Origin of the sequence: Stenotrophomonas maltophilia (assembly GCF_900186865.1) — a bacterium.
GTDB lineage: Bacteria > Pseudomonadota > Gammaproteobacteria > Xanthomonadales > Xanthomonadaceae > Stenotrophomonas > Stenotrophomonas maltophilia.
Map to the genome: position 1 here is coordinate 1,728,955 of NZ_LT906480.1, position 18,180 is coordinate 1,747,134.

Genomic DNA, 18,180 nt, shown 5'->3' on the forward strand with positions numbered 1-18,180 from the left:
GGGCGACAGGCGGCTCAATCCTCGGGGTATGTCTCTATGTAACACTGTCGGTGAATACGCGTAACCACAGGTATCCCGCTCATGGCTGGATACACTGGTACGCATTGCCCCGGATGCGGTTCAGCTGCCGACACGGGATGATCGCGACATGGAGACTGAAAACACGATGCATCGACTGCTGATCGTCGACGACGACAACGACATCCGCACCCTGCTGGCCGAGCAGCTCGGCCGCGCCGGCTACCAGGTGAGCACGGCCGCAGACGGCACCGCCATGCGCCAGCTGCTGGACCGCGAACACGTGGACCTGATCGTGCTTGACCTCAACCTGCCGCGCGAGGATGGCCTGACCCTGTGTCGCGACCTGCGGGCGCGCTCGAACACGCCGGTGATCATGCTGACCGCGCGCGCCGAGCCGATCGACCGCGTGCTCGGCCTGGAAATGGGCGCCGACGACTACCTGGCCAAGCCGTTCGAACCGCGCGAGCTGCTGGCGCGCATCCGCAACGTGCTGCGCCGGACCGAGGCGCTGCCGGCCAACCTGGAGCCGCTGGCGGTGCGCCGTGCGCGTTTCTCGCGCTGGGTGTTCGACCTGGAGCATCGCCACCTGGTCGATCCGGACGATCGCGTGGTGGTGCTGTCCGGTGCCGAGTTCCGCCTGCTGCGCGTGTTCATCGCCCATGCCAACAAGGTGCTGTCGCGCGAACAGCTGGTCGCGCTCAGCAGCGGCCGCAACTACGAGGCGCAGGATCGCGCGATCGACCTGCAGGTCAGCCGCCTGCGCAACAAGCTGGGCGATGACGGTGGGCCGGATGGCCTGATCAAGACCGTGCGCAACGAAGGCTACGTGCTGGCCTCCTCGGTGAACCTGGAATAAGCTGTCATGAAGCGCCTGCGCCATTTCCTGTCCTCGATGGTCGGGCGGTTGTTCGTCATCCTGCTGTTGGGCATGAGCGTGGCTGCGATCGGCGCGACCATGCTGGCCACCTCCAAACGCCAGCAGGAGTTCGAGCGGCAGAACCTGAACCGCATCGCCGACCGCCTGCAGGGCTACGTCAACCTGCTCGATGGCAATCCCGAACTGCGCGAGCGACTGCTTGAGATCGGTGGGCCCAGCGTGCGTGCGCTGCAGCCCGGCGCGCGCCTGGGGCGGGCGGATACCGCACTGATGGAAGTCCTGGATGACCGGCCCGGCCCGGTGTCGCGCGCGCATGTGCACTTCACCTCGTTCCGTTCCTGCATTCCCAAGCTGCAGGATCTGCTGCCGCCACCGCCGCCGGGGCACCGACGGCATCCGCGTGAGCGTGATCCGGCCTTCATTCCGCCCAAGTGCCGCGCGGTCGATGTGACGCTCAATGACGGTACGCTGCTGAAGCTGGCGCTGGATTCGCCAGCAGTGGCCCACAACGGCATTCTGGCCGTGGACCCGTGGTTCCTGACCCTGCTGGTGCTGGCCATCGCGGTGCTGGCCTACATCGTCGCGCGCATGGCCAGTGCGCCGCTGCAGGAGCTGGCGGCGGCCGCGGAGGATCTCGGCGACGATCTGCAGCGCGATCCACTGCCGTTGCGCGGGCCGCGCGAGGTGCAGCGCGCCGCCGAGGCCTTCAATGCCATGCAGCACCGCCTGCAGCGGCACCTGGCCGAACGCACGCAGATGCTGGCGGCGATCACCCATGACCTGCAGACCCCGTTGACCCGCCTGCGCCTGCGCCTGGAGAACGTCAGCGACGAGGTGCTGCGCGAGCGCCTGATCGGCGATCTGGCGGCGATGCAGGCACTGGTGCGCGAAGGGCTGGAGCTGGCCCGCAGTGCCGAGAGCGCCGAGCAGCGCGCCGCGCTGGATCTGGATTCGCTGCTGGAAAGCATCGTGGAAGACGCCGCAGAGGGTGGTGCCGACGTGGTCTTCGAGGGCGGCACCGGTGCGGTGCTGATGTTGCGCCCGCTGGCCATGCACCGGCTGTTCTCCAACCTGGTGGATAACGCCGTGATGTATGCCCACCGCGTGCGCGTGCGGGTGGAACGCAGCGGCGGCACGATCACGGCGATGGTGTCCGACGATGGCCCGGGCCTGGCGGAAGACCAGCTGGAGGCCGTGTTCGACCCGTTCGTGCGGGTGGAAACCTCGCGTTCGCGGGAAACCGGCGGCGCCGGGCTGGGCCTGACCATCGCGCGCGCCCTGGCCGAGAAGGATGGCGCGCGGCTGTGGCTGCGCAACCGTGCCGAGGGCGGTCTGGAGGCGGTGGTGCAGTGGCCGGCCAGTGCGCAGGTGGTGCCGCCTGGCCGGCCCGGCTGAGCCCCGCCGGACGCACGCGATGACGCCGGGGCCAGGGTTTGGCCTATCATCTGCGCATCTCCCCAGTTTCTCCCCGATGAGTCAGCCCGTTCCTGACGGCACGCCGTTCCGCGTTGCCCGGTCGTTCCCGCTTGCTGCCATGCCCTGCAGCCGTTACCGGCCACTGCCGCCGAGCTGATGGGCAGGTCAGGGGACAACGGGTGCTGGGTGGAGCGCCGCGTTTCGAAGGCCAGGCAGGCACTGCAGCGCGGTCTGCTGTGGGTGTTGCTGGTGCTGGCGCTGCCGCTGGCCGCGCAGGAGGGCGCGCCGCCGCTGCGCGACTACGCCATCGACGTGTGGACCTCGCGCAATGGCCTGCCGCACAACTCGCTGCGCGATATCGCGCAGACTCCCGAGGGGCACCTGTGGTTTGCCACCTGGGAAGGCCTGGTCCGCTACAACGGCCTGGATTTCACCGTGTTCGACCGCAGCACCCGCCCGGGGCTGCGCGACAACGGCATCGGCGCACTGCTGGTCGATCGGCAGGGAGGGCTGTGGATCAGTGATTCGCGCGGTAACGTCAGCCATCGTGGCAACGACGGCCAGTGGCGGGTCTGGGAGCATCAGGCCGACACCCCGCAGGTGCTGATCCAGTCCATGCAGATGGACAGCCAGGGGCGCCTGTGGCTGCTGTACGAAGGCAAGGGCATCGGCTATCTCACGCCGGACAAGGGCATCGTCTACCAGGCGCCGGCGGCCGACCTGCCGATGGCGATGAGCTTCACCAAGCTGGTGGTCGATGCGCAGGACCGGGTCTGGGTTGGCACGCTTGACGGGCTGGTGCTGCGCGACAACGACGGCGTGCTCAAGCGCGCGCCCGCGGCGTGGGGCCTGGGTGCCGGCACCGGCCTGTCCTCGCCGTACCGGGCTCCTGATGGCGCGCTGTGGATCGTCGCTGGCGAGCGCCTGTACCGCGTGGAGGACGATCAGCTGGTGCTGGTGCACCGGCTGCCGGGACAGCTGCACATGACCTCGATGCTGCAGGACCGGCACGGCGACCTGTGGCTGGGAACCGAGAACCAGGGCCTGCTGCGGATCTCGGCGCATGGTCTGGAACGTTTGCCGGCCGGCCTGAACCTGCCGGGCGGGCGCGTGGTCAGCCTGCGCGAGGATGCCGAAGGCAGCATCTGGGTGGGGGCCAACGGTGGCCTGTACCGCCTGCGCGAAACACTGTTCAGCAGCTACACCGAGCGCGATGGCCTCAGTGGCGACTATGTGCGCACGGTGCTGGAGGACCGCGACCGCCAGTTGTGGGTCGGTAGTGCCAGTGGTCTCGACCTGCAGACACCCGATGGCCGCTTCCGCGCGGTTCCCCTGCACAACCGCGGCGGCAAGGCGCCATCGGTATTGAGTCTGGCGCAGGGGCCGGACGGCGACCTGTGGGTGGGTACGTTCGGCGACGGCGTTTACCGGCTGGACCGCGATGGCAGTCTCCGCCACAACTATGCGGCAGCCGACGGCATGCCGGGTGGCAACATCCGTGCGATCAGTGTCGATCCGCAGGGCAGGGTCTGGGCGGGTACGCAGAAGGGCGTGGTACGCATCGACGGCGACCGGGTGCAGGTGTCGACTGCCCCGGGCATGCCCGGTGGCCTCATCACCGCACTCGAGCATGACCACCAGGGCAACCTGTGGATCGGCACCATCGAGGGCATCCGCGTGCTGCGTGGCGACCACGTGCAGTCGATCGACCTGGCACCGATGGGCGGGGGCCGCAGTGTGTTCGGTTTCCACCAGCTGGGCGACGCGATGTGGATCAGCAGCGACCGCGGCCTGTACCGTTGGCTCGGCGGAAAGCTGGCGCGCGTCGGCCTGGAGCAGGGCATGCCGGTGGATGCGGTGTTCCAGCTGGTGCCGGATCGTCTTGGCAACGTGTGGATCAGCAGCAACCGCGGCGTGCTGCGCACCGACATGGCGACCCTCAATGCCGTGGCCGATGGCCGCGCACCACGAGTGGTGGTGGAGCGCTACAACGAGATCGACGGCATGGCCAACGCGCAGGCCAACGGCAGCTCCGGGCCATCGGCCATCCTGCGCCAGGACGGCACCTTCTGGGTGGTCACCGCCGGAGGCCTGAGCACCGTCGACCCGCAACGCCTGCAGCGCTTCCGCGAGCGCCCATCACCGCCGGCAGCGATCGAGAGCGTGCAGGTGGATGGCGCACCCGTGCATTGGGAGGGCCCGGATCGCAACTACATTCCCGGCGGCCGACGTCTGGCGGTGAGCTATGTGGGCCTGAGTTACCTGATGTCGGACCGGATCCGCTATCGCACGCGGCTGGATGGCCTGGACACCGGCTGGGTCGAGCGCGGCCCGCAGCGCAGCGTCGAGTTCGTCGGCCTGCCTCCGGGTGACTACACCCTGCACGTGTCGGCGGCGCATCCAGGCGGGGCCTGGGGCCAGCAGGAAGCCGTGTGGAGCTTCACGGTGGAGCCGTTCTGGTGGCAACGCCGCAGCGTGCAGCTGCTGGGCGGGTTGTTGCTGCTGGCTGGGCTGGTGGTGCTGTACCGCCTGCTGCTGCAGCAGCTGAAGGCCAGCAACCTGCGCCTGGCACGGCGCGTGGACGAGGCAACCTTCGACCTGCAGGCCAAGACCGTGCACCTGCAGGCGCTGAACCAGGAAAAGACCGAGCTGGCCGAGCGCCTTGCACGGCAGGCCGAGGCCTTTGAGCGGCAAGCGCGCGAGGATGCGCTGACCGGGCTGGCCAATCGCCGTGCCTTCGATGAAACGCTGGCGCGCGACTTCGCCCGTTCACAGCGCAGCGGCCACCCGCTGTGCCTGGTGGTGCTGGACATCGACCACTTCAAGGACGTCAACGACCGCCACAGCCACAGCATCGGCGATGCGGTGCTGGTGCAGGTGGCCAGGCTGATCGCCGCGGCCTGCCGCGACTCGGACCTGCCCGCGCGTACCGGTGGCGAGGAGTTCGCGCTGCTGCTCAACGACACCCGCCTGGAAGAAGCCGCGCAGCTGTGCGCGCGTCTGCGCGGCCTGTTCCATGACCACCCCGACTGGGCCGGTGTAGCGGGCCTGCGCGTGACCTTCAGCGCAGGCCTTGTGGAACTGGATGCCGATGACCGCACCCCGGCGCTGCTGTACCAGCGCGCCGACCGCGCGCTGTACCGCGCCAAGAGCGACGGCCGCGATCGTACGAGTATTGGTTGATCGCATCCACGCATGGCGTGGATCTACTGGTGTTGCCGTGGTAGATCCACGCCATGCGTGGATGTGGTTGCGCCGCTGGCTGTCTTACCGCGGCCAGGCGTTGGCGATGGTGCAGAACAATCGTGCGGTCTGTTCGGTGTCATACACCGCGCTGTGTGCTTCGTTCGCATCCCAGCCCAACCCGGCGGCCGTGGCTGCACGTGCCAGCACCGTCTGCCCGTAGGCGATGCCGGCCAAGGTGACGGTGTCGAACACGCTGAACGGATGGAACGGATTGCGCTTGTGGCCGGTCCGGGCCACGGCGGCGTTGACGAAGCCCAGGTCGAAATGGGCGTTGTGGCCGACCAGGATCGCGCGCTGGCAGCCGTACTTCTTCATCGCCGCGCGTACCGGGGTGAAGATGTGGTCCAGTGCGGCCTTCTCCTCCTTGGCCAGCCGGAACGGGTGGTCGAGGATGATGCCGGTCACTTCCAGCGACTTCGGGTCGATCTCCAGGCCCTCGGCCGGCACCACATGGGCACTGGCGGTCTGGCCGGGGTAGAGCAGGCCGTTCTCGTCCATCTCGATCGGCACCGCGGCGATTTCCAGCAGGGCGTTGCGCTGGCTGTCGAAGCCGCCGGTTTCCACGTCCACCACCACCGGCAGGAAGCCGCGGAAGCGTTGTGACATCGCGCGCTGCGCCTGGGGGATTGCGGAATCGGGGGCGGCGGCAGGTGCGGGAGTGGGGTCATTCATGCGTGAATTCTAGCAGAGCGACCCTGAGCGCCCGGCCAGCCCGTGGCGCACGGGTTCCCTGCGCAGGAGCGTATCGACCAAGGTCGACACCCACCGGTGCACCGCGCGCCCACGATTCCGGTAGGTGCCAACCTTGGTTGGCACACAACGCGCCGACCAGGGTCGCCATTTACCGGACTGCGGGCCGTGCCGTCGTGCCCGATGGCTGCCACCGTGCCAACCACGCATCCACGCTCAGCCTGCCGGCGCCGCTGAAAATCAACGGCAGCAGCATCGCCATGAACAGCACCGGCAGCTTGAAGTTGCCGAAGCCCTGGTCAGTGATCGCATAGCCCATCGCGAGGTCGCCCAGCGAGTCCCATTGCATCGGCCAGTGCACGGCGTAGGTGGCCACCACGGTCAATACCAGCAGGCTGGCGGCGGCGAAACGCGTACCGAAACCCAACAGCAGGCAGGCCGCGCCGACCAGTTCGAACCAGGTCGCCAGCTGCCAGTTCAGCGTGCTCGGCAGCTGATCGAACGGGAACGGAAAGGCATCCTGCAGGTCGGCGAACCAGTTCTGGCCGTGCAGTTTCTCGCGGCCGGATTCGAAGTATTCCCAGGCCAGCAGCAGGCGCAGGCCGAGCGGGGCCAACCAGGGGCCGAGACGGTCCAGCTGGCCACGCGCGGTGGCCAGGGTCGGAAGGTTCATCAGGGGGTCTCCGCGAATGAGGTGTGTCAGGGAGGGGCTGTGAGCGGGCCGATCACGGCGGCCTGCAGGAACTGCCGCAGCAGCGCGGCACCGGGTTCGGCCAGCGCATCCTCGGCCAGGCCGTGCGCAGCGGCCAGACGCTGCAGGTAGGCCTGTCCATCAAGGCCGGGCTGTTCGCCGATGCTGGACAGCAGGTACACCGCCAGCGGGCTGAGTGCGGCGAAGCGCACTTCGCCGTCAGCCTCACGGCGCACCAGCAGGCCGGTCGGTTCGGAGGGTGGCTGCGTCGGTGCATCCTCGGCGCCCAGCCGGTGCACCGGCCACTGGTACAGCAGCGGCCACGCCAGCGGCGAGCGTTGCAGTGGCACCCGAAGCGGATCGATGTCACCTGGCACCGGCAGCGGCTCGGCAGGAAGCTGGTACAGCGCGGTTTCCACCCACTCGTAATGAGCAAGTTCGGCCAACGCCGGATGCGGCAGCTGTGGCTGTGCCTGCAGCCATTGCACGAACTCGGCGGCCAACTCGGTGAACAGCGGTGTCTGGCAGCGATGGGTCGCGAAGTAATGGCGCACCAGTCCGCTCCAGGCCGGCTCGCCGAGCAGGCGCACGCAGACCGGGAAGCCGTTGCTCAACAGGCCGAGCAGGTTGTTGAACAGCAGTCGTTGGTATACCGCGACCCGGCGTGATTCCAGCCCGGCCGGCGGCGGCACGCCCTGTGGATCACGCAGATGGGCAGTGAATGCGTGCTGCTGCGCGCGCAGCGTGTCGGGAGCATCAGCCATGTGCGCTCCCGGCGTGCGTCGCCTGCAGGCGGCGGATGGTCTGCAGCTCGCCCTGCAGTTCGGCGTAGGGCGGGAAGTTGAAATCGCGCTCAAGCAGGGTGGGGCGTGCGCCGATGCGCGCGTAGGTACGCGCCAGCAGGTCCCAGACGGGATCGATCACCGCGCTGCCATGGGTATCGATCTTCAGGTCCGGTGCCTCGTCCAGGTGCCCGGCCATGTGCAGGCAGACGATGCGTTCTGCGGGCAGCCCGGCAATGAAGGTGTCGGCGTCGTAGCTGTGGTTGCAGGCGTTGACGTAGACGTTGTTGACGTCCAGCAGCAGGTCGCAGTCGGCCTCGGCGAGCACGGCGTTGGTGAAGGCCAGCTCGTCCATCGCCGGCTCCGGCGCCACGTAGTAGGACACGTTCTCCACTGCGATGCGGCGACCCAGCAGGTCCTGCACACGGGCGATGCGTGCGGCGGTATGGCGCACCGCTTCGTCGGTAAATGGAATCGGCAGCAGGTCGTACAGGTGGCCGTCGTCGCTGCAGTAGCTCAGGTGCTCGCTGTACAGCGGCACGCGGTGCTTTTCCAGGAACTGGCCGACCTGTTCCAGCAGCCGGCTATCCAGCGGCGCACTGCCACCCAGCGACAGGGACAGGCCGTGGCAGCTCAGCGGATGGCGCTGTGCCAGCTCGGCCAGTGCATCCCCGGCAGGACCACCGACATGGATCCAGTTCTCCGGCGCGCATTCGAGGAAATCGAAGTCGCCCGCCGGTGCATCACGCAGGTCCTGCAGCAGCGCCCTGCGCAGCCCTAACCCGGCGGCCGCCGCACGAAGCGGCGACCGCGGGCTGACGACGCTGGCGCGGACGTCAGTGCTTGCCACCGCACTTGCCTTCGCCACACTTGCCTTCAGCCGCCTTCTTTTCGCCGGACGTGGCCTTGGCGCCTGCCGCAGCGCCGGCAGCCTTGCCCTTGTCGGCGCCGCACTTGCCTTCGGCGGTCTTGCCGTCGGCGCCACACTTGCCTTCGGCATGCTTGGTCGCGTCAGCGGCCATCTTGGTGTCGGCGGCCTTGGCATCGGTACTGGCCTTGGCTGCCTGCCCGGCAACCAGGTAGCCCTGGGCGAGGTCGCTCATGCTCAGGGCCGAGGCACTGGCGGTCATGCCCAGGCCGGCGGCCAGGGCGGTAGCAGTCAGCAGGGACAGGGTCTTGTTGGAACTGCTCATCGGTCGTGCTCCTGGGTGGTGTGGGCGGGTGCCCGGATGGCCGGCAGGGATGCCGGTGGAAACGATGGTGCAGCGATCCTACTCAACGAATCCTCGCCAAGAACTCAAATTTTCGTGAGGTTTGTTACAGAAGCATCCGGAAGGTTCGCACCGGGCAAGCCCGGCGCCCACAACGCGGGTGGAACACCCCAAAAAAGAAGGCCGCTGTCACCAGGACAGCGGCCACCTTGGAGTCAACTCCGGTGTTGCAGTGCAGCGTCAGGGCTGGCCGGTGCTGGAGGTCTCGTCGCGCTTCTCGCGCGGCGGCAGCGGCTGCTCCCCGTGCACCAGGAACCACACGTTCTCGGCGATGTTGGTGGCGTGGTCGCCCACGCGCTCCAGGTTCTTGGCCATGAACAGCAGGTGCGTGCACGGGGTGATGTTGCGCGGGTCTTCCATCATGTAGGTCAGCAGCTCGCGGAACAGCGCGGTGTACTGCGCGTCCAGGCGGGCGTCGTCCTCGCGCAGTTCCAGTGCGGCGTCGGCGTCGTTGTCGCGGTAGGCGGCAATGGCACGACGGACCTGCTGCGCGGCCAGGCGGCCCAGCGCACGCAGGCCCTGGATCTGCGGCAGCGGCGGCACCTTGCCCAGCGCGATCGAACGCTTGGCCACGTTCGCTGCATAGTCGCCGATGCGTTCGATGTCGGCCGGGATGCGCAGGCCGGCGAGGATCTCGCGCAGGTCGCGCGCCATCGGGCCGCGCAGGGCCAGGCGCATCACGTCATGGCTGATCTGCTGCTCCAGCGCATCAATGGCTTCGTCGTTGGCGATGATGCGATGGGCGGCGTTCTCGTCGCGCTTCTCGATCACGTCCATCGACGCTTCGAGCTGGGCGACGGCCATCTCGCCCATGCGCACGATTTCGGCCACCAGGCGCTGCTGCTCTTCGTCGTAGCTCTTGACGATGTGATCGTTGGGAAGGTTCATGGTCTGCAATCCGGGTAGAGCCAGGCCGTGCCTGGCTGGGGCATGTGGCGAAGGATCAGCGTCGATCAGCCGAAGCGACCGGTGATGTAGTCCTCGGTCTGCCGCTGCGACGGCTGCGAGAAGATCACTTCGGTGCGGTCGTGCTCGATCAGGTCGCCCAGGTACATGAAGGCGGTGTAGTCGGAAACGCGCGCGGCCTGCTGCATGTTGTGGGTGACGATGACGATGGTGTACTCGTGCTTGAGCTCCTCCACCAGCTGCTCGATGCGGCTGGTCGAGATCGGATCCAGCGCCGAGGTCGGCTCGTCCAGCAGCAGCACCGACGGGCGCAGCGCCACGGCACGGGCGATGCACAGGCGCTGCTGCTGGCCACCGGACAGGCCCAGCGCGCTCTGCCCCAGCTTGTCCTTCACTTCGTCCCACAGTGCGCCCTGACGCAGTGCCTGCTCGACGCGGTCGGCCATGTCGGCCTTGCTCAGTTTCTCGTGGTGGCGGATGCCGTAGGCCACGTTCTCGAAGATGGTCATCGGGAACGGCACCGGCTTCTGGAACACCATGCCGACCTTGCTGCGCAGGCGGTTCATCGGGTACTTCGGCGACAGGATGTTCTCGCCGTCCAGCAGCACTTCACCGCGTGCTTCCAGCTTCGGGTACAGCGCGTAGATGCGGTTGAAGATGCGCAGCAGGGTCGACTTGCCGCAGCCGGAGGGACCGATCAGCGCGGTCACGCGCTTTTCCGGAATCTCCAGGTTGATGCCCTTCAGGGCGTGGAACTTGTCGTAGTAGAAGTCCAGTCCACGCGCAGCCAGCTTCACCGGCGACGGCGTGTGCAGGCTCTCGTGCGAGGACGGCACGGCGATGCGCTGCATCGGCACGGCGTTGGAAAGGTCGTTCATGGCGTTGTCCACGGAAAGGTCAGTCATGGGAGATACGGTTGCGCAGCAGGATGCCGCGGGCGGCAAGGCTGACCAGCAACACGAAGACAGTCAGCACCAGGGCACCGGCCCAGGCCAGCACCTGCCAGGATTCATACGGGCTGCCGGCGAACTGGTTCATCACCACCGGCACCGAGGCCATCGGCTGGAAGATGTTGTTGTTCCAGTACTGGTTGCCGAAAGCGGTGAACAGCAGCGGAGCGGTCTCGCCGGAGATGCGGGCCAGCGCCAGCAGGATGCCGGTGATGATGCCGGCCGAGGCGCTGCGGTACAGCACCTGCACGATCACCTTCCACTGCGGGATGCCCAGCGACAGGGCCGCTTCGCGCATCTGCGAGGGCACCAGCCGCAGCATCTCGTCGGTGGTGCGCACCACCACCGGCAGCACGATGAAGGCCAGCGACAGGGCACCGGCGAACGCCGAGAAGTTGCCGCCGGTCTGCATCACGTACAGGGTGTAGACGAACAGGCCCAGCACGATCGACGGTGCCGACAGCAGGATGTCGTTGACGAAGCGGACCACGGTGCCGGCCTTGCGGGCGTTGCCGTACTCGGCCAGCCAGGTACCGGCCAGCACGCCCAGCGGCGTGCCGATGCCGATCGCCAGCGCACACATCACGGCACTGCCGAAGAAGGCGTTGGCGAGGCCACCGTCCTGCATCGGCGGCGGCGTCATCTTGGTGAACAGGTCCCAGTTGATGCCGGCCAGGCCTTTCGAGGCCAGGGTGAACAGGATCCAGCCCAGGAAGAACAGGCCGAACAGGGCGGTGGCGCAGGAGGCGGTGATCGCAACGACATTGCCGATGCGACGGCGCAGGTACAGCGAATCAGCGGTGGTGGACATCAGTTGCCCTCCTTGCGGGACAGGCGCATCAGCATCAGGCGGGCGATGGCAAGCACCACGAAGGTGACGATGAAGAGGACGAAGCCGAGCAGCAGCAGGGCCGAGCGGTAGGTTTCAGTGGCTTCGCCGAAATCGTTGGCGATCAGCGCGGCGATGGTGGTGCCCGGTTCCAGCAGCGACGGCGACAGGCGCACGCTGTTGCCGATCACGAAGGCCACCGCCATCGTCTCGCCCAGGGCGCGGCCGAGGCCGAGGAAGATGCCGCCGATCACTGCCGAGCGGGTGTAGGGCAGGACGATGTCCCAGCTCACTTCCCACTTGGTGGAGCCCAGCGCGTACGCCGACTCCTTCAGGCGGGTCGGCACGGTCAGGAACACTTCGCGCATCACCGAGGAGATGAACGGAATGACCATGATGGCCAGCACGAAACCGGCGGTGAGCATGCCGATGCCCAGCGGCGGGCCCTGGAACATCGGGCCGATGATCGGCCATTCGCCCAGGGTCTCGTTGAGGAACGGGGTGACGTACTCGGTCATCACCGGCACCAGCACGAACAGGCCCCACATGCCGTAGATGATCGAGGGAATGCCGGCCAGCAGTTCGATGGCGGTACCGACCGGGCCACGCAGCCAGCGCGGCGCGACTTCGGTGAGGAAGAAGGCGATACCGAAGCTGACCGGCACGGCGATGACCATCGCGATGACGGCGGTGACCAGGGTGCCGTAGATCGGGGCGAGCGCACCGAACTTGTTTTCGACCGGATTCCAGTCGGCGGAGAAGAAGAAGCTCAGGCCCTGCATCTGCAGGGCATGGCGGCCGCCCCACAGCATCGACAGCGCGGCGCAGGCCAGGGCGATCAGGACGAAGATGACGGTGCCGACCAGCACCCATCGGAACAGTTTGTCGTTGCGGGCATCACGCGCATCACGCGTGGACGGGGCGGCTACAGGCTGGGCGATGGCATTCATGGGGACGGCAGGGCCAGGAAGGGGCGGGGCGGCACGGCGTGGAAGAAGCGGTGCCCGCGTGGGGCGGGCACCGTCGTGTCCATCACTTCAGGTCGGTCGCCCAGTAGGCCTCGATCTGCTTGACCAGTTCGGCCGGCAGCGGCACGTAGTGCAGCTCGTTGGCCTGCGCCTGGCCGTTTTCGAAGGCCCACTTGAAGAAGGCCAGGGTGTCCTGGTTGCGCTTGGCGTCCTTCGGCTTCTTCTGCATCAGCATGAAGTTGGTGGCGGTGATCGGCCACGCCTGCTCGCCCGGAGCGTTGGTGATGACCAGGTTGAAGTCCTTGGCGCTGGCCCAGTCGGCGCTGGCGGCCGCGGCGGCGAAGGTTTCCGCGCTCGGCTCGACCCAGTTGCCGGCCGCGTTCTGCATGGCGGTGTACGGCATGCCGTTCTGCAGCGCGTAAGCCAGTTCGACGTAGCCGATCGAGCCCTTGATCTGCTTCACATAGGAAGCGACGCCTTCATTGCCCTTGCCACCGACGCCGTCCGGCCACTGCACCGAGGTGCCTTCGCCGACCTTGCTCTTCCACTCCGGGCTGACCTTGGACAGGTAGTTGGAGAAGTTGAAGGTGGTGCCCGAACCGTCCGAACGGTGGACCAGGGTGATCTTGCCGTCCGGCAGCTTCACGCCCGGGTTGGCGGCGACGATGGCCGGGTCGTTCCAGGTCTTGACCTTGCCCAGGAAAATGTCGGCCAGCAGGGCGCCGCTCAGGCGCAGCTTGCCGGCTTCCAGGCCTTCGATGTTGACCACCGGCACCACGCCGCCGATGGCGGACGGGAACTGCGCCAGGCCGGCCTGGGCCAGCTCTTCGCTGCTCAGCGGCTTGTCGGAGGAACCGAAGTCGACGGTGCCGGCCTTGATCTGGGCAATACCGCCGCCGGAGCCGATCGACTGGTAGTTGATCTTGGCGCCGGTGCTGGTGTTGTAGTCAGCCGACCACTTGGAGACCAGCGGGAAGATGAAGGACGCGCCCGCGCCGGACACTTCGGCGGTCACCTTGGCACCGGCAGCGGCCGGGGCGGCGGCGCCGTCGGCAGCCGGCTGCTGCGCGGCCTGCTTGTCGCCACCGCAGGCCGACAGGCCCAGGGCGATGGCCAGGGAAAGGGCGGCGAGGCCGGCCGAGTGCAGTTTCATGGTCACTCCATAGCGGGGAAGAGCCGACGTGGTCGGCGGATGCGGCTATGAAATGATGTTTTTGTTACAGCCGTATTACGACCATGACAGGGGTGTCCTGGATCACGTTCTGACAAGGGTTTCACAGGATTGGCGCCGATCCGGCAGGTGCCCGGAAACCCCCGATCTGCGCACCGATATGACGGTCGGTTGGCCCTTGTAGAGTTGAGCCATGCTCGACTGCTCCCTGTTCTCGGTAGGTGCGGACCGTTGGTCCGCACGCTCCAGCACCCAGCCGAGCGTGGGCTCGTCTCTACAAACGCTCCTGCCTTTGCTCCTGCCTTCCATGACCCCACCGCGCGCCCGATGAACAGTCGAGAGGCGGTGGGCCAGGGCGTGCAGGACCGTCCACGGCATGGATGCCGTGGACGAGCCCCCAAGGGTGAGGGCGGTTTGCCTGCGAGGCACTGCCTCGCAAGCGCCCGAACGCACAGCCGCCAGCGGCTGGGCCGGACCTCGGAGCGGGGTTTACGGCGTGTCCCGGGCTGGGCCCTGCGCCGACTCCGGGCAGTAGATTGGAAGCGCAGCGCTCTTCACGACCCATCCCCCAAAAACAAGAAGAGCGCGAGATCTCGAGGATCTCGCGCCCGGGTGGGAGCGGCGGGGGAGAGAGGACCCGCCGCCCCCGTTCCTGCGGGGGAACGCGCTTGCTTACTTCAGGTTCTGCGACCAGTAGGTCTCGATCTGGCGGACCAGGCTGTCCGGCAGCGGCACGTAGTCCAGCTGGCGGGCCTGGGCGTCGCCATTCTTGTAGACCCAGCGGAAGAACTCCTGGGTCGCCTTGCCATTGGCAGCATTCTTCGGCGTCTTCTGCACCAGGATGAAGTTGGTGGCAGTGATCGGCCAGGACTCGGCGCCCGGCGCGTTGGTCATCACCAGGTAGAAGTCGCGGGCGTTGGCCCAGTCGGCGCTGGCGGCAGCGGCAGCGAACGAGGCGTCGCTCGGCTGCACGAACTTGCCGGCGGCATTCTTCATCGCGGTGTAGGAGAGCTTGTTCTGCAGCGCGTAGGACAGTTCGACATAGCCGATGCCGCCCTTGATCTGCTTCACATAGGCGGCAACACCTTCGTTGCCCTTGCCGCCGATGCCGGCCGGCCACTGCACCGAGGTGCCTTCACCGACCGAGCTCTTCCACTCCGGGCTGACCTTGGACAGGTAATTGACGAAGTTGAAGGTGGTGCCCGAGCCGTCCGAACGATGCACGACGGTGACCTTGGCGTTGGGCAGGGTCACGCCCGGGTTCAGCGCGGCGATGGCCGGGTCGTTCCAGGTCTTGATCTTGCCCAGGAAGATGTTGGCCAGCACCGCGCCGTCAAGCTTCAGCGCGCCCGGCGCGATGCCGGCCACGTTGACCACCGGCACCACGCCGCCGATCACCGACGGGAACTGCGCCAGGCCCGCAGCAGCCAGGTCTTCCGGCTTCAGCGGCGCGTCGGAGGAGCCGAAATCAACGGTCTTGGCCTTGATCTGGGCAATGCCGCCGCCGGAACCGATGGACTGGTAGTTGACCTTGTTGCCGGTTGCGGTGCTGTAGTCGGCCGACCACTTGGACATGACCGGGTAGATGAACGATGCGCCCGCGCCGGTGATATCGGCGGCGTTGGCGGCGAACACGGACGATGCGGCCAGGATGGCGACAGCGGCGCGCGACTTGAAGGCGTGGATCACGGGGAGACTCCTGGGGTGGTGGTCGAAGGGCGGTTGCCCGACGTTTCGGTGCACATTCCATAACGGTTGCGTGACACCCCCGCGTCTGTCATATGACGCGGGCGTGACACGCGTCATGAGCGATGTCACGTCCGCTGCGCCGGCAGGGCAGCGCGGCTACCGATGCAACGACGAAGGCACGGCCGGGGCCGTGCCTTCGCGGGTCAACGCAGGGGGCTGGACTTACCAGAAGAACTGCGCGCGGGCTTCCAGGATGTTGGGATCATCGTTGACGAAACCGCGCGCCGTGGAGCTGTACTTCTTGCTGTCGACCATCACGTAGTTGAGCATCAGCTTGAAGTTGGAACGCAGGTACCAGTTGGCGCCCACGGTCCAGATGTCCATCTTGCCACCCAGCACGCCATCGACGATCGGCGGGCGACCGGCAACCGGGTTGGCGGCGAGGTTGCCGTCATTGAGGTCCATGTGGTCGTAGCGCACGCCCAGCTGCCACTGGCCGCCGGCCGGGTTGTTCGGCAGGCCGGTGCCCGGGGTGCCGCCCTTGTAGCTCCAGGTCTCGCCTGTCACGTTCCACACGCCGCTGATGTAATAGCCGTCGCTGGTGTAGTTGTCGTGGTCGTAGCGCTTGGCCTTGCTGGTGTAGTACTCGGCCTGGGCCTTGAACGGGCCCTGGAAGTACATCGCTTCGGCACCGATGGTGCTGACGCGGTCGGTGTCGGTCAGGTTGCCGCTGTCGACCAGGCGGGCCGTGGCGAGGTCGGCATTCGGACGTGCACGCACGCGCAGGGTGTCGGCGTCGGTGTCGTAGTTGACGTAGCTCAGTCCGAAGTGCAGGACCTGGCCCTTTTCATTGATCGGGGCCCAGGTGCCACGCGCGCCGTAGCCGCTGCCGTGGGCCAGGTTGCGGGTCAGCTCGCGGCCGAAGGCGCTGGCAGTCACCGACCAGTTGTCCTGGCCGTAGCTGTACGCGCCGCCCAGGCGGCGGGCGATGGCATAGGTGTTGGTGACCGCTGCCTTGGAAATGAAATCGTTGTTCTTGGTGCTGGACAGTTCTTCCAGGCTGTTGGGCTGCTTGAACTGGCCCAGCTGCAGGAAGTGGTTGGCGTTGCCCAGCAGCTTGTACTTCACGTTGGTGTCGAGGAACTTGTCGGCCTTGGCGTCATAGCCGACCACCCACTCCACGTTGCCCGGGCCCTTGCCCTTCAGCACCAGCTCGGCGCGACGCAGTTCGAATTCGCTGTTCTTGCCGTTGCCGGCGTCGCCACCGTTGAGGTCGACCACATCGTTGTGGAACCAGTTGCCATCGGCCTGGACCAGGCCTTCGAAGGTGATTTCCGAACCGCCGATCACGTCGATGGCGACTTCGGCGTATGCAGCCGGCACATACAGCGCAGCAGCCACGGCCACCGTCAGGAGTTGGTGATGCAGTTTCATGGAGAGGAGCCTTGCAGGCAGGTGGGAAGATGCGCGCAGGCTAGAAGGTAAAGATTGCGTAAATGTGACAGTTCACGCGCGGCAGACATCCACCGCAGGCCCCGTCACGGCAGGGCCTGCCATTGAAACCGCTTGCGTATGACGCCCGGATTGCGCCTTGGTTGCAGTCGATCCACGCCCTGCATGGATGCGGCCGTCACTCGGCCGTGGTCTTTTCCTTGAACCGGCAAAGATCGGCGATCACGCACCCCGGGCAATCCGGCTTGCGCGCCTTGCACACATAACGACCGTGCAGGATCAGCCAGTGATGCGCGTCGAGCAGGAACTCGGCGGGAATCACCTTCACCAGCTTGTCTTCCACGTCGCGCACATTCTTTCCCGGGGCCAGGCCGGTACGGTTGGAGACGCGGAAGATATGCGTGTCCACCGCCATCACCGGCTCGCCGAACGCGGTGTTGAGCACCACGTTGGCGGTCTTGCGGCCCACGCCCGGCAGCGCTTCCAGCGCATCGCGATCGCGCGGCACTTCACCACCATGCTTTTCCAGCAGGATCGCGCAGGTGGCGATCACGTTCTTGGCCTTGGCGTTGAACAGGCCGATGGTGGCGATGTACTGCTTCAGCCCGTCCTCGCCAAGCGCAAGGATCTTCGCCGGCGTGTTGGCGACCGGGAATAAACGGCGCGTGGCCTTGTTGACGCCGACGTCGGTGGCCTGCGCCGACAGCGCGACCGCCACCAGCAGCTCGAACGGCGAGCTGTACTCCAGTTCGGTCTTGGGGTGCGGATTGAGTTCACGCAGGCGGGTGAACATTTCCACCACGTCGGCGCGCGGCATCGTGCCGCCACGCAGCGCCGGGGCGCGTGGGGTCTTCTTCGTGGTGGCCATTACTGCTCCTTGCCGCTGGCGCGGGCCTTGGCCCGGGCGAGGATGGCGGCCGCCGCAGCGGGCAGGGCGGGCTTCACGTCCGGCGCCGGGGCGGGCGTGCGCCGCGCGTCGCGTTCGGCTTCCCGGCGGGCCAGTCGCACCGCACGGGCGCGGTAGCGTTCGCGTGCCGCCCAGGCGGCCTGAAGCTGCTGCTGGGCCTGCTGCAACCGCTGCGGGAGTTCCGGGTGGCCGGGCAGCAACTGCGCGTCGTCGGCGCGGGCGACATAGTCCATCAGCCCGGCCTGCAGGGCGCCGTCGAGATCGTCTGCCTGGACCCGGGCAAACAGCTGCGCGGGGTTGGGTCGGGATGCCAT

Annotated in this window: 17 protein-coding genes; 3 read left to right on the forward strand and 14 right to left on the reverse strand. The window is 67.1% G+C overall.

What is annotated here, in order from left to right:
* Positions 1–148 precede the first annotated feature (148 nt).
* The 3 genes from CKW06_RS08275 to CKW06_RS08285 all read left to right on the forward strand — a co-directional run bounded on the left by CKW06_RS08275 (position 149) and on the right by CKW06_RS08285 (position 5,497).
* Positions 149–877, forward strand: coding sequence for a response regulator (locus tag CKW06_RS08275; protein ID WP_005408779.1), 729 nt, complete (start codon positions 149–151; stop codon positions 875–877).
* A gap of 6 nt (positions 878–883) precedes the next feature.
* Positions 884–2,293 (forward strand): ATP-binding protein, encoded by a 1,410-nt coding sequence (locus CKW06_RS08280; protein ID WP_005408780.1) that lies wholly within the window; start codon positions 884–886, stop codon positions 2,291–2,293.
* Between the two features lie 177 nt (positions 2,294–2,470).
* Entirely contained in the window at positions 2,471–5,497 is a 3,027-nt protein-coding gene (locus tag CKW06_RS08285) for a ligand-binding sensor domain-containing diguanylate cyclase (RefSeq protein ID WP_024957865.1), read from the forward strand.
* Positions 5,498–5,581: 84 nt separating this feature from the next.
* Here the strand turns inward: CKW06_RS08285 and rnt are convergent, their stop codons facing one another.
* The 14 genes from rnt to CKW06_RS08355 form a co-directional block, all read right to left on the reverse strand.
* Positions 5,582–6,232 carry a ribonuclease T gene (gene rnt / locus CKW06_RS08290; RefSeq protein ID WP_024957866.1) on the reverse strand — a complete coding sequence of 217 codons (651 nt, stop codon included), beginning with the start codon at positions 6,230–6,232 and terminating at the stop codon, positions 5,582–5,584.
* 169 nt (positions 6,233–6,401) lie between these two features.
* Complete coding sequence (locus CKW06_RS08295) at positions 6,402–6,923, reverse strand: HvfX family Cu-binding RiPP maturation protein (protein ID WP_024957867.1); 522 nt, start codon at positions 6,921–6,923, stop codon at positions 6,402–6,404.
* A 26-nt stretch (positions 6,924–6,949) separates the two neighbouring features.
* Entirely contained in the window at positions 6,950–7,705 is a 756-nt protein-coding gene (locus CKW06_RS08300; protein WP_024957868.1) for an HvfC family RiPP maturation protein, read from the reverse strand.
* Positions 7,698–8,573, reverse strand: a complete 876-nt coding sequence (locus CKW06_RS08305; RefSeq protein ID WP_024957869.1) for an HvfB family MNIO-type RiPP peptide maturase — start codon at positions 8,571–8,573, stop codon at positions 7,698–7,700. The genes CKW06_RS08300 and CKW06_RS08305 overlap by 8 nt, the downstream gene beginning before the upstream one ends.
* Entirely contained in the window at positions 8,560–8,916 is a 357-nt protein-coding gene (locus tag CKW06_RS08310; RefSeq protein ID WP_024957870.1) for an HvfA family oxazolone/thioamide-modified RiPP metallophore, read from the reverse strand. The genes CKW06_RS08305 and CKW06_RS08310 overlap by 14 nt, the downstream gene beginning before the upstream one ends.
* A 258-nt stretch (positions 8,917–9,174) precedes the next feature.
* On the reverse strand, positions 9,175–9,882 hold the full coding sequence (phoU, locus tag CKW06_RS08315) for a phosphate signaling complex protein PhoU (RefSeq protein WP_005408787.1): 708 nt from the start codon (positions 9,880–9,882) through the stop codon (positions 9,175–9,177).
* A 65-nt stretch (positions 9,883–9,947) separates the two neighbouring features.
* Positions 9,948–10,778 (reverse strand): phosphate ABC transporter ATP-binding protein PstB, encoded by an 831-nt coding sequence (gene pstB, locus CKW06_RS08320; protein WP_005408788.1) that lies wholly within the window; start codon positions 10,776–10,778, stop codon positions 9,948–9,950.
* Between the two features lie 19 nt (positions 10,779–10,797).
* A complete protein-coding gene (pstA, locus tag CKW06_RS08325) occupies positions 10,798–11,661 on the reverse strand; it encodes a phosphate ABC transporter permease PstA (protein ID WP_005408789.1) in 864 nt (287 codons plus the stop codon).
* Complete coding sequence (gene pstC / locus CKW06_RS08330) at positions 11,661–12,629, reverse strand: phosphate ABC transporter permease subunit PstC (RefSeq protein WP_005412771.1); 969 nt, start codon at positions 12,627–12,629, stop codon at positions 11,661–11,663. Before pstC ends, pstA begins: the two co-directional genes overlap by 1 nt.
* Before the next feature lie 82 nt (positions 12,630–12,711).
* On the reverse strand, positions 12,712–13,800 hold the full coding sequence (gene pstS, locus CKW06_RS08335) for a phosphate ABC transporter substrate-binding protein PstS (RefSeq protein WP_005408791.1): 1,089 nt from the start codon (positions 13,798–13,800) through the stop codon (positions 12,712–12,714).
* A 690-nt stretch (positions 13,801–14,490) separates the two neighbouring features.
* On the reverse strand, positions 14,491–15,507 hold the full coding sequence (pstS, locus tag CKW06_RS08340; RefSeq protein WP_012479636.1) for a phosphate ABC transporter substrate-binding protein PstS: 1,017 nt from the start codon (positions 15,505–15,507) through the stop codon (positions 14,491–14,493).
* A 222-nt stretch (positions 15,508–15,729) separates the two neighbouring features.
* Positions 15,730–16,941, reverse strand: a complete 1,212-nt coding sequence (locus tag CKW06_RS08345; RefSeq protein ID WP_024957871.1) for an OprO/OprP family phosphate-selective porin — start codon at positions 16,939–16,941, stop codon at positions 15,730–15,732.
* A gap of 196 nt (positions 16,942–17,137) precedes the next feature.
* Positions 17,138–17,827 carry an endonuclease III gene (gene nth, locus CKW06_RS08350; protein ID WP_024957872.1) on the reverse strand — a complete coding sequence of 230 codons (690 nt, stop codon included), beginning with the start codon at positions 17,825–17,827 and terminating at the stop codon, positions 17,138–17,140.
* Complete coding sequence (locus tag CKW06_RS08355; RefSeq protein WP_005408795.1) at positions 17,827–18,180, reverse strand: hypothetical protein; 354 nt, start codon at positions 18,178–18,180, stop codon at positions 17,827–17,829. The genes nth and CKW06_RS08355 overlap by 1 nt, the downstream gene beginning before the upstream one ends.

Coding starts and splice junctions, on each gene's coding strand:
- pstA (WP_005408789.1), bottom strand. CDS start 11,661: ATGTCCACCACCGCTGATTCGCTGTACCTGCGCCGTCGCATCGGCAAT.
- CKW06_RS08310 (WP_024957870.1), bottom strand. CDS start 8,916: ATGAGCAGTTCCAACAAGACCCTGTCCCTGCTGACTGCTACCGCCCTG.
- pstB (WP_005408788.1), bottom strand. CDS start 10,778: ATGAACGACCTTTCCAACGCCGTGCCGATGCAGCGCATCGCCGTGCCG.
- CKW06_RS08355 (WP_005408795.1), bottom strand. CDS start 18,180: ATGGCATCCCGACCCAACCCCGCGCAGCTGTTTGCCCGGGTCCAGGCA.
- phoU (WP_005408787.1), bottom strand. CDS start 9,882: ATGAACCTTCCCAACGATCACATCGTCAAGAGCTACGACGAAGAGCAG.
- CKW06_RS08300 (WP_024957868.1), bottom strand. CDS start 7,705: ATGGCTGATGCTCCCGACACGCTGCGCGCGCAGCAGCACGCATTCACT.
- CKW06_RS08295 (WP_024957867.1), bottom strand. CDS start 6,923: ATGAACCTTCCGACCCTGGCCACCGCGCGTGGCCAGCTGGACCGTCTC.
- CKW06_RS08280 (WP_005408780.1), top strand. CDS start 884: ATGAAGCGCCTGCGCCATTTCCTGTCCTCGATGGTCGGGCGGTTGTTC.
- nth (WP_024957872.1), bottom strand. CDS start 17,827: ATGGCCACCACGAAGAAGACCCCACGCGCCCCGGCGCTGCGTGGCGGC.
- rnt (WP_024957866.1), bottom strand. CDS start 6,232: ATGAATGACCCCACTCCCGCACCTGCCGCCGCCCCCGATTCCGCAATC.
- pstC (WP_005412771.1), bottom strand. CDS start 12,629: ATGAATGCCATCGCCCAGCCTGTAGCCGCCCCGTCCACGCGTGATGCG.
- pstS (WP_005408791.1), bottom strand. CDS start 13,800: ATGAAACTGCACTCGGCCGGCCTCGCCGCCCTTTCCCTGGCCATCGCC.
- CKW06_RS08285 (WP_024957865.1), top strand. CDS start 2,471: ATGGGCAGGTCAGGGGACAACGGGTGCTGGGTGGAGCGCCGCGTTTCG.
- CKW06_RS08275 (WP_005408779.1), top strand. CDS start 149: ATGGAGACTGAAAACACGATGCATCGACTGCTGATCGTCGACGACGAC.
- CKW06_RS08345 (WP_024957871.1), bottom strand. CDS start 16,941: ATGAAACTGCATCACCAACTCCTGACGGTGGCCGTGGCTGCTGCGCTG.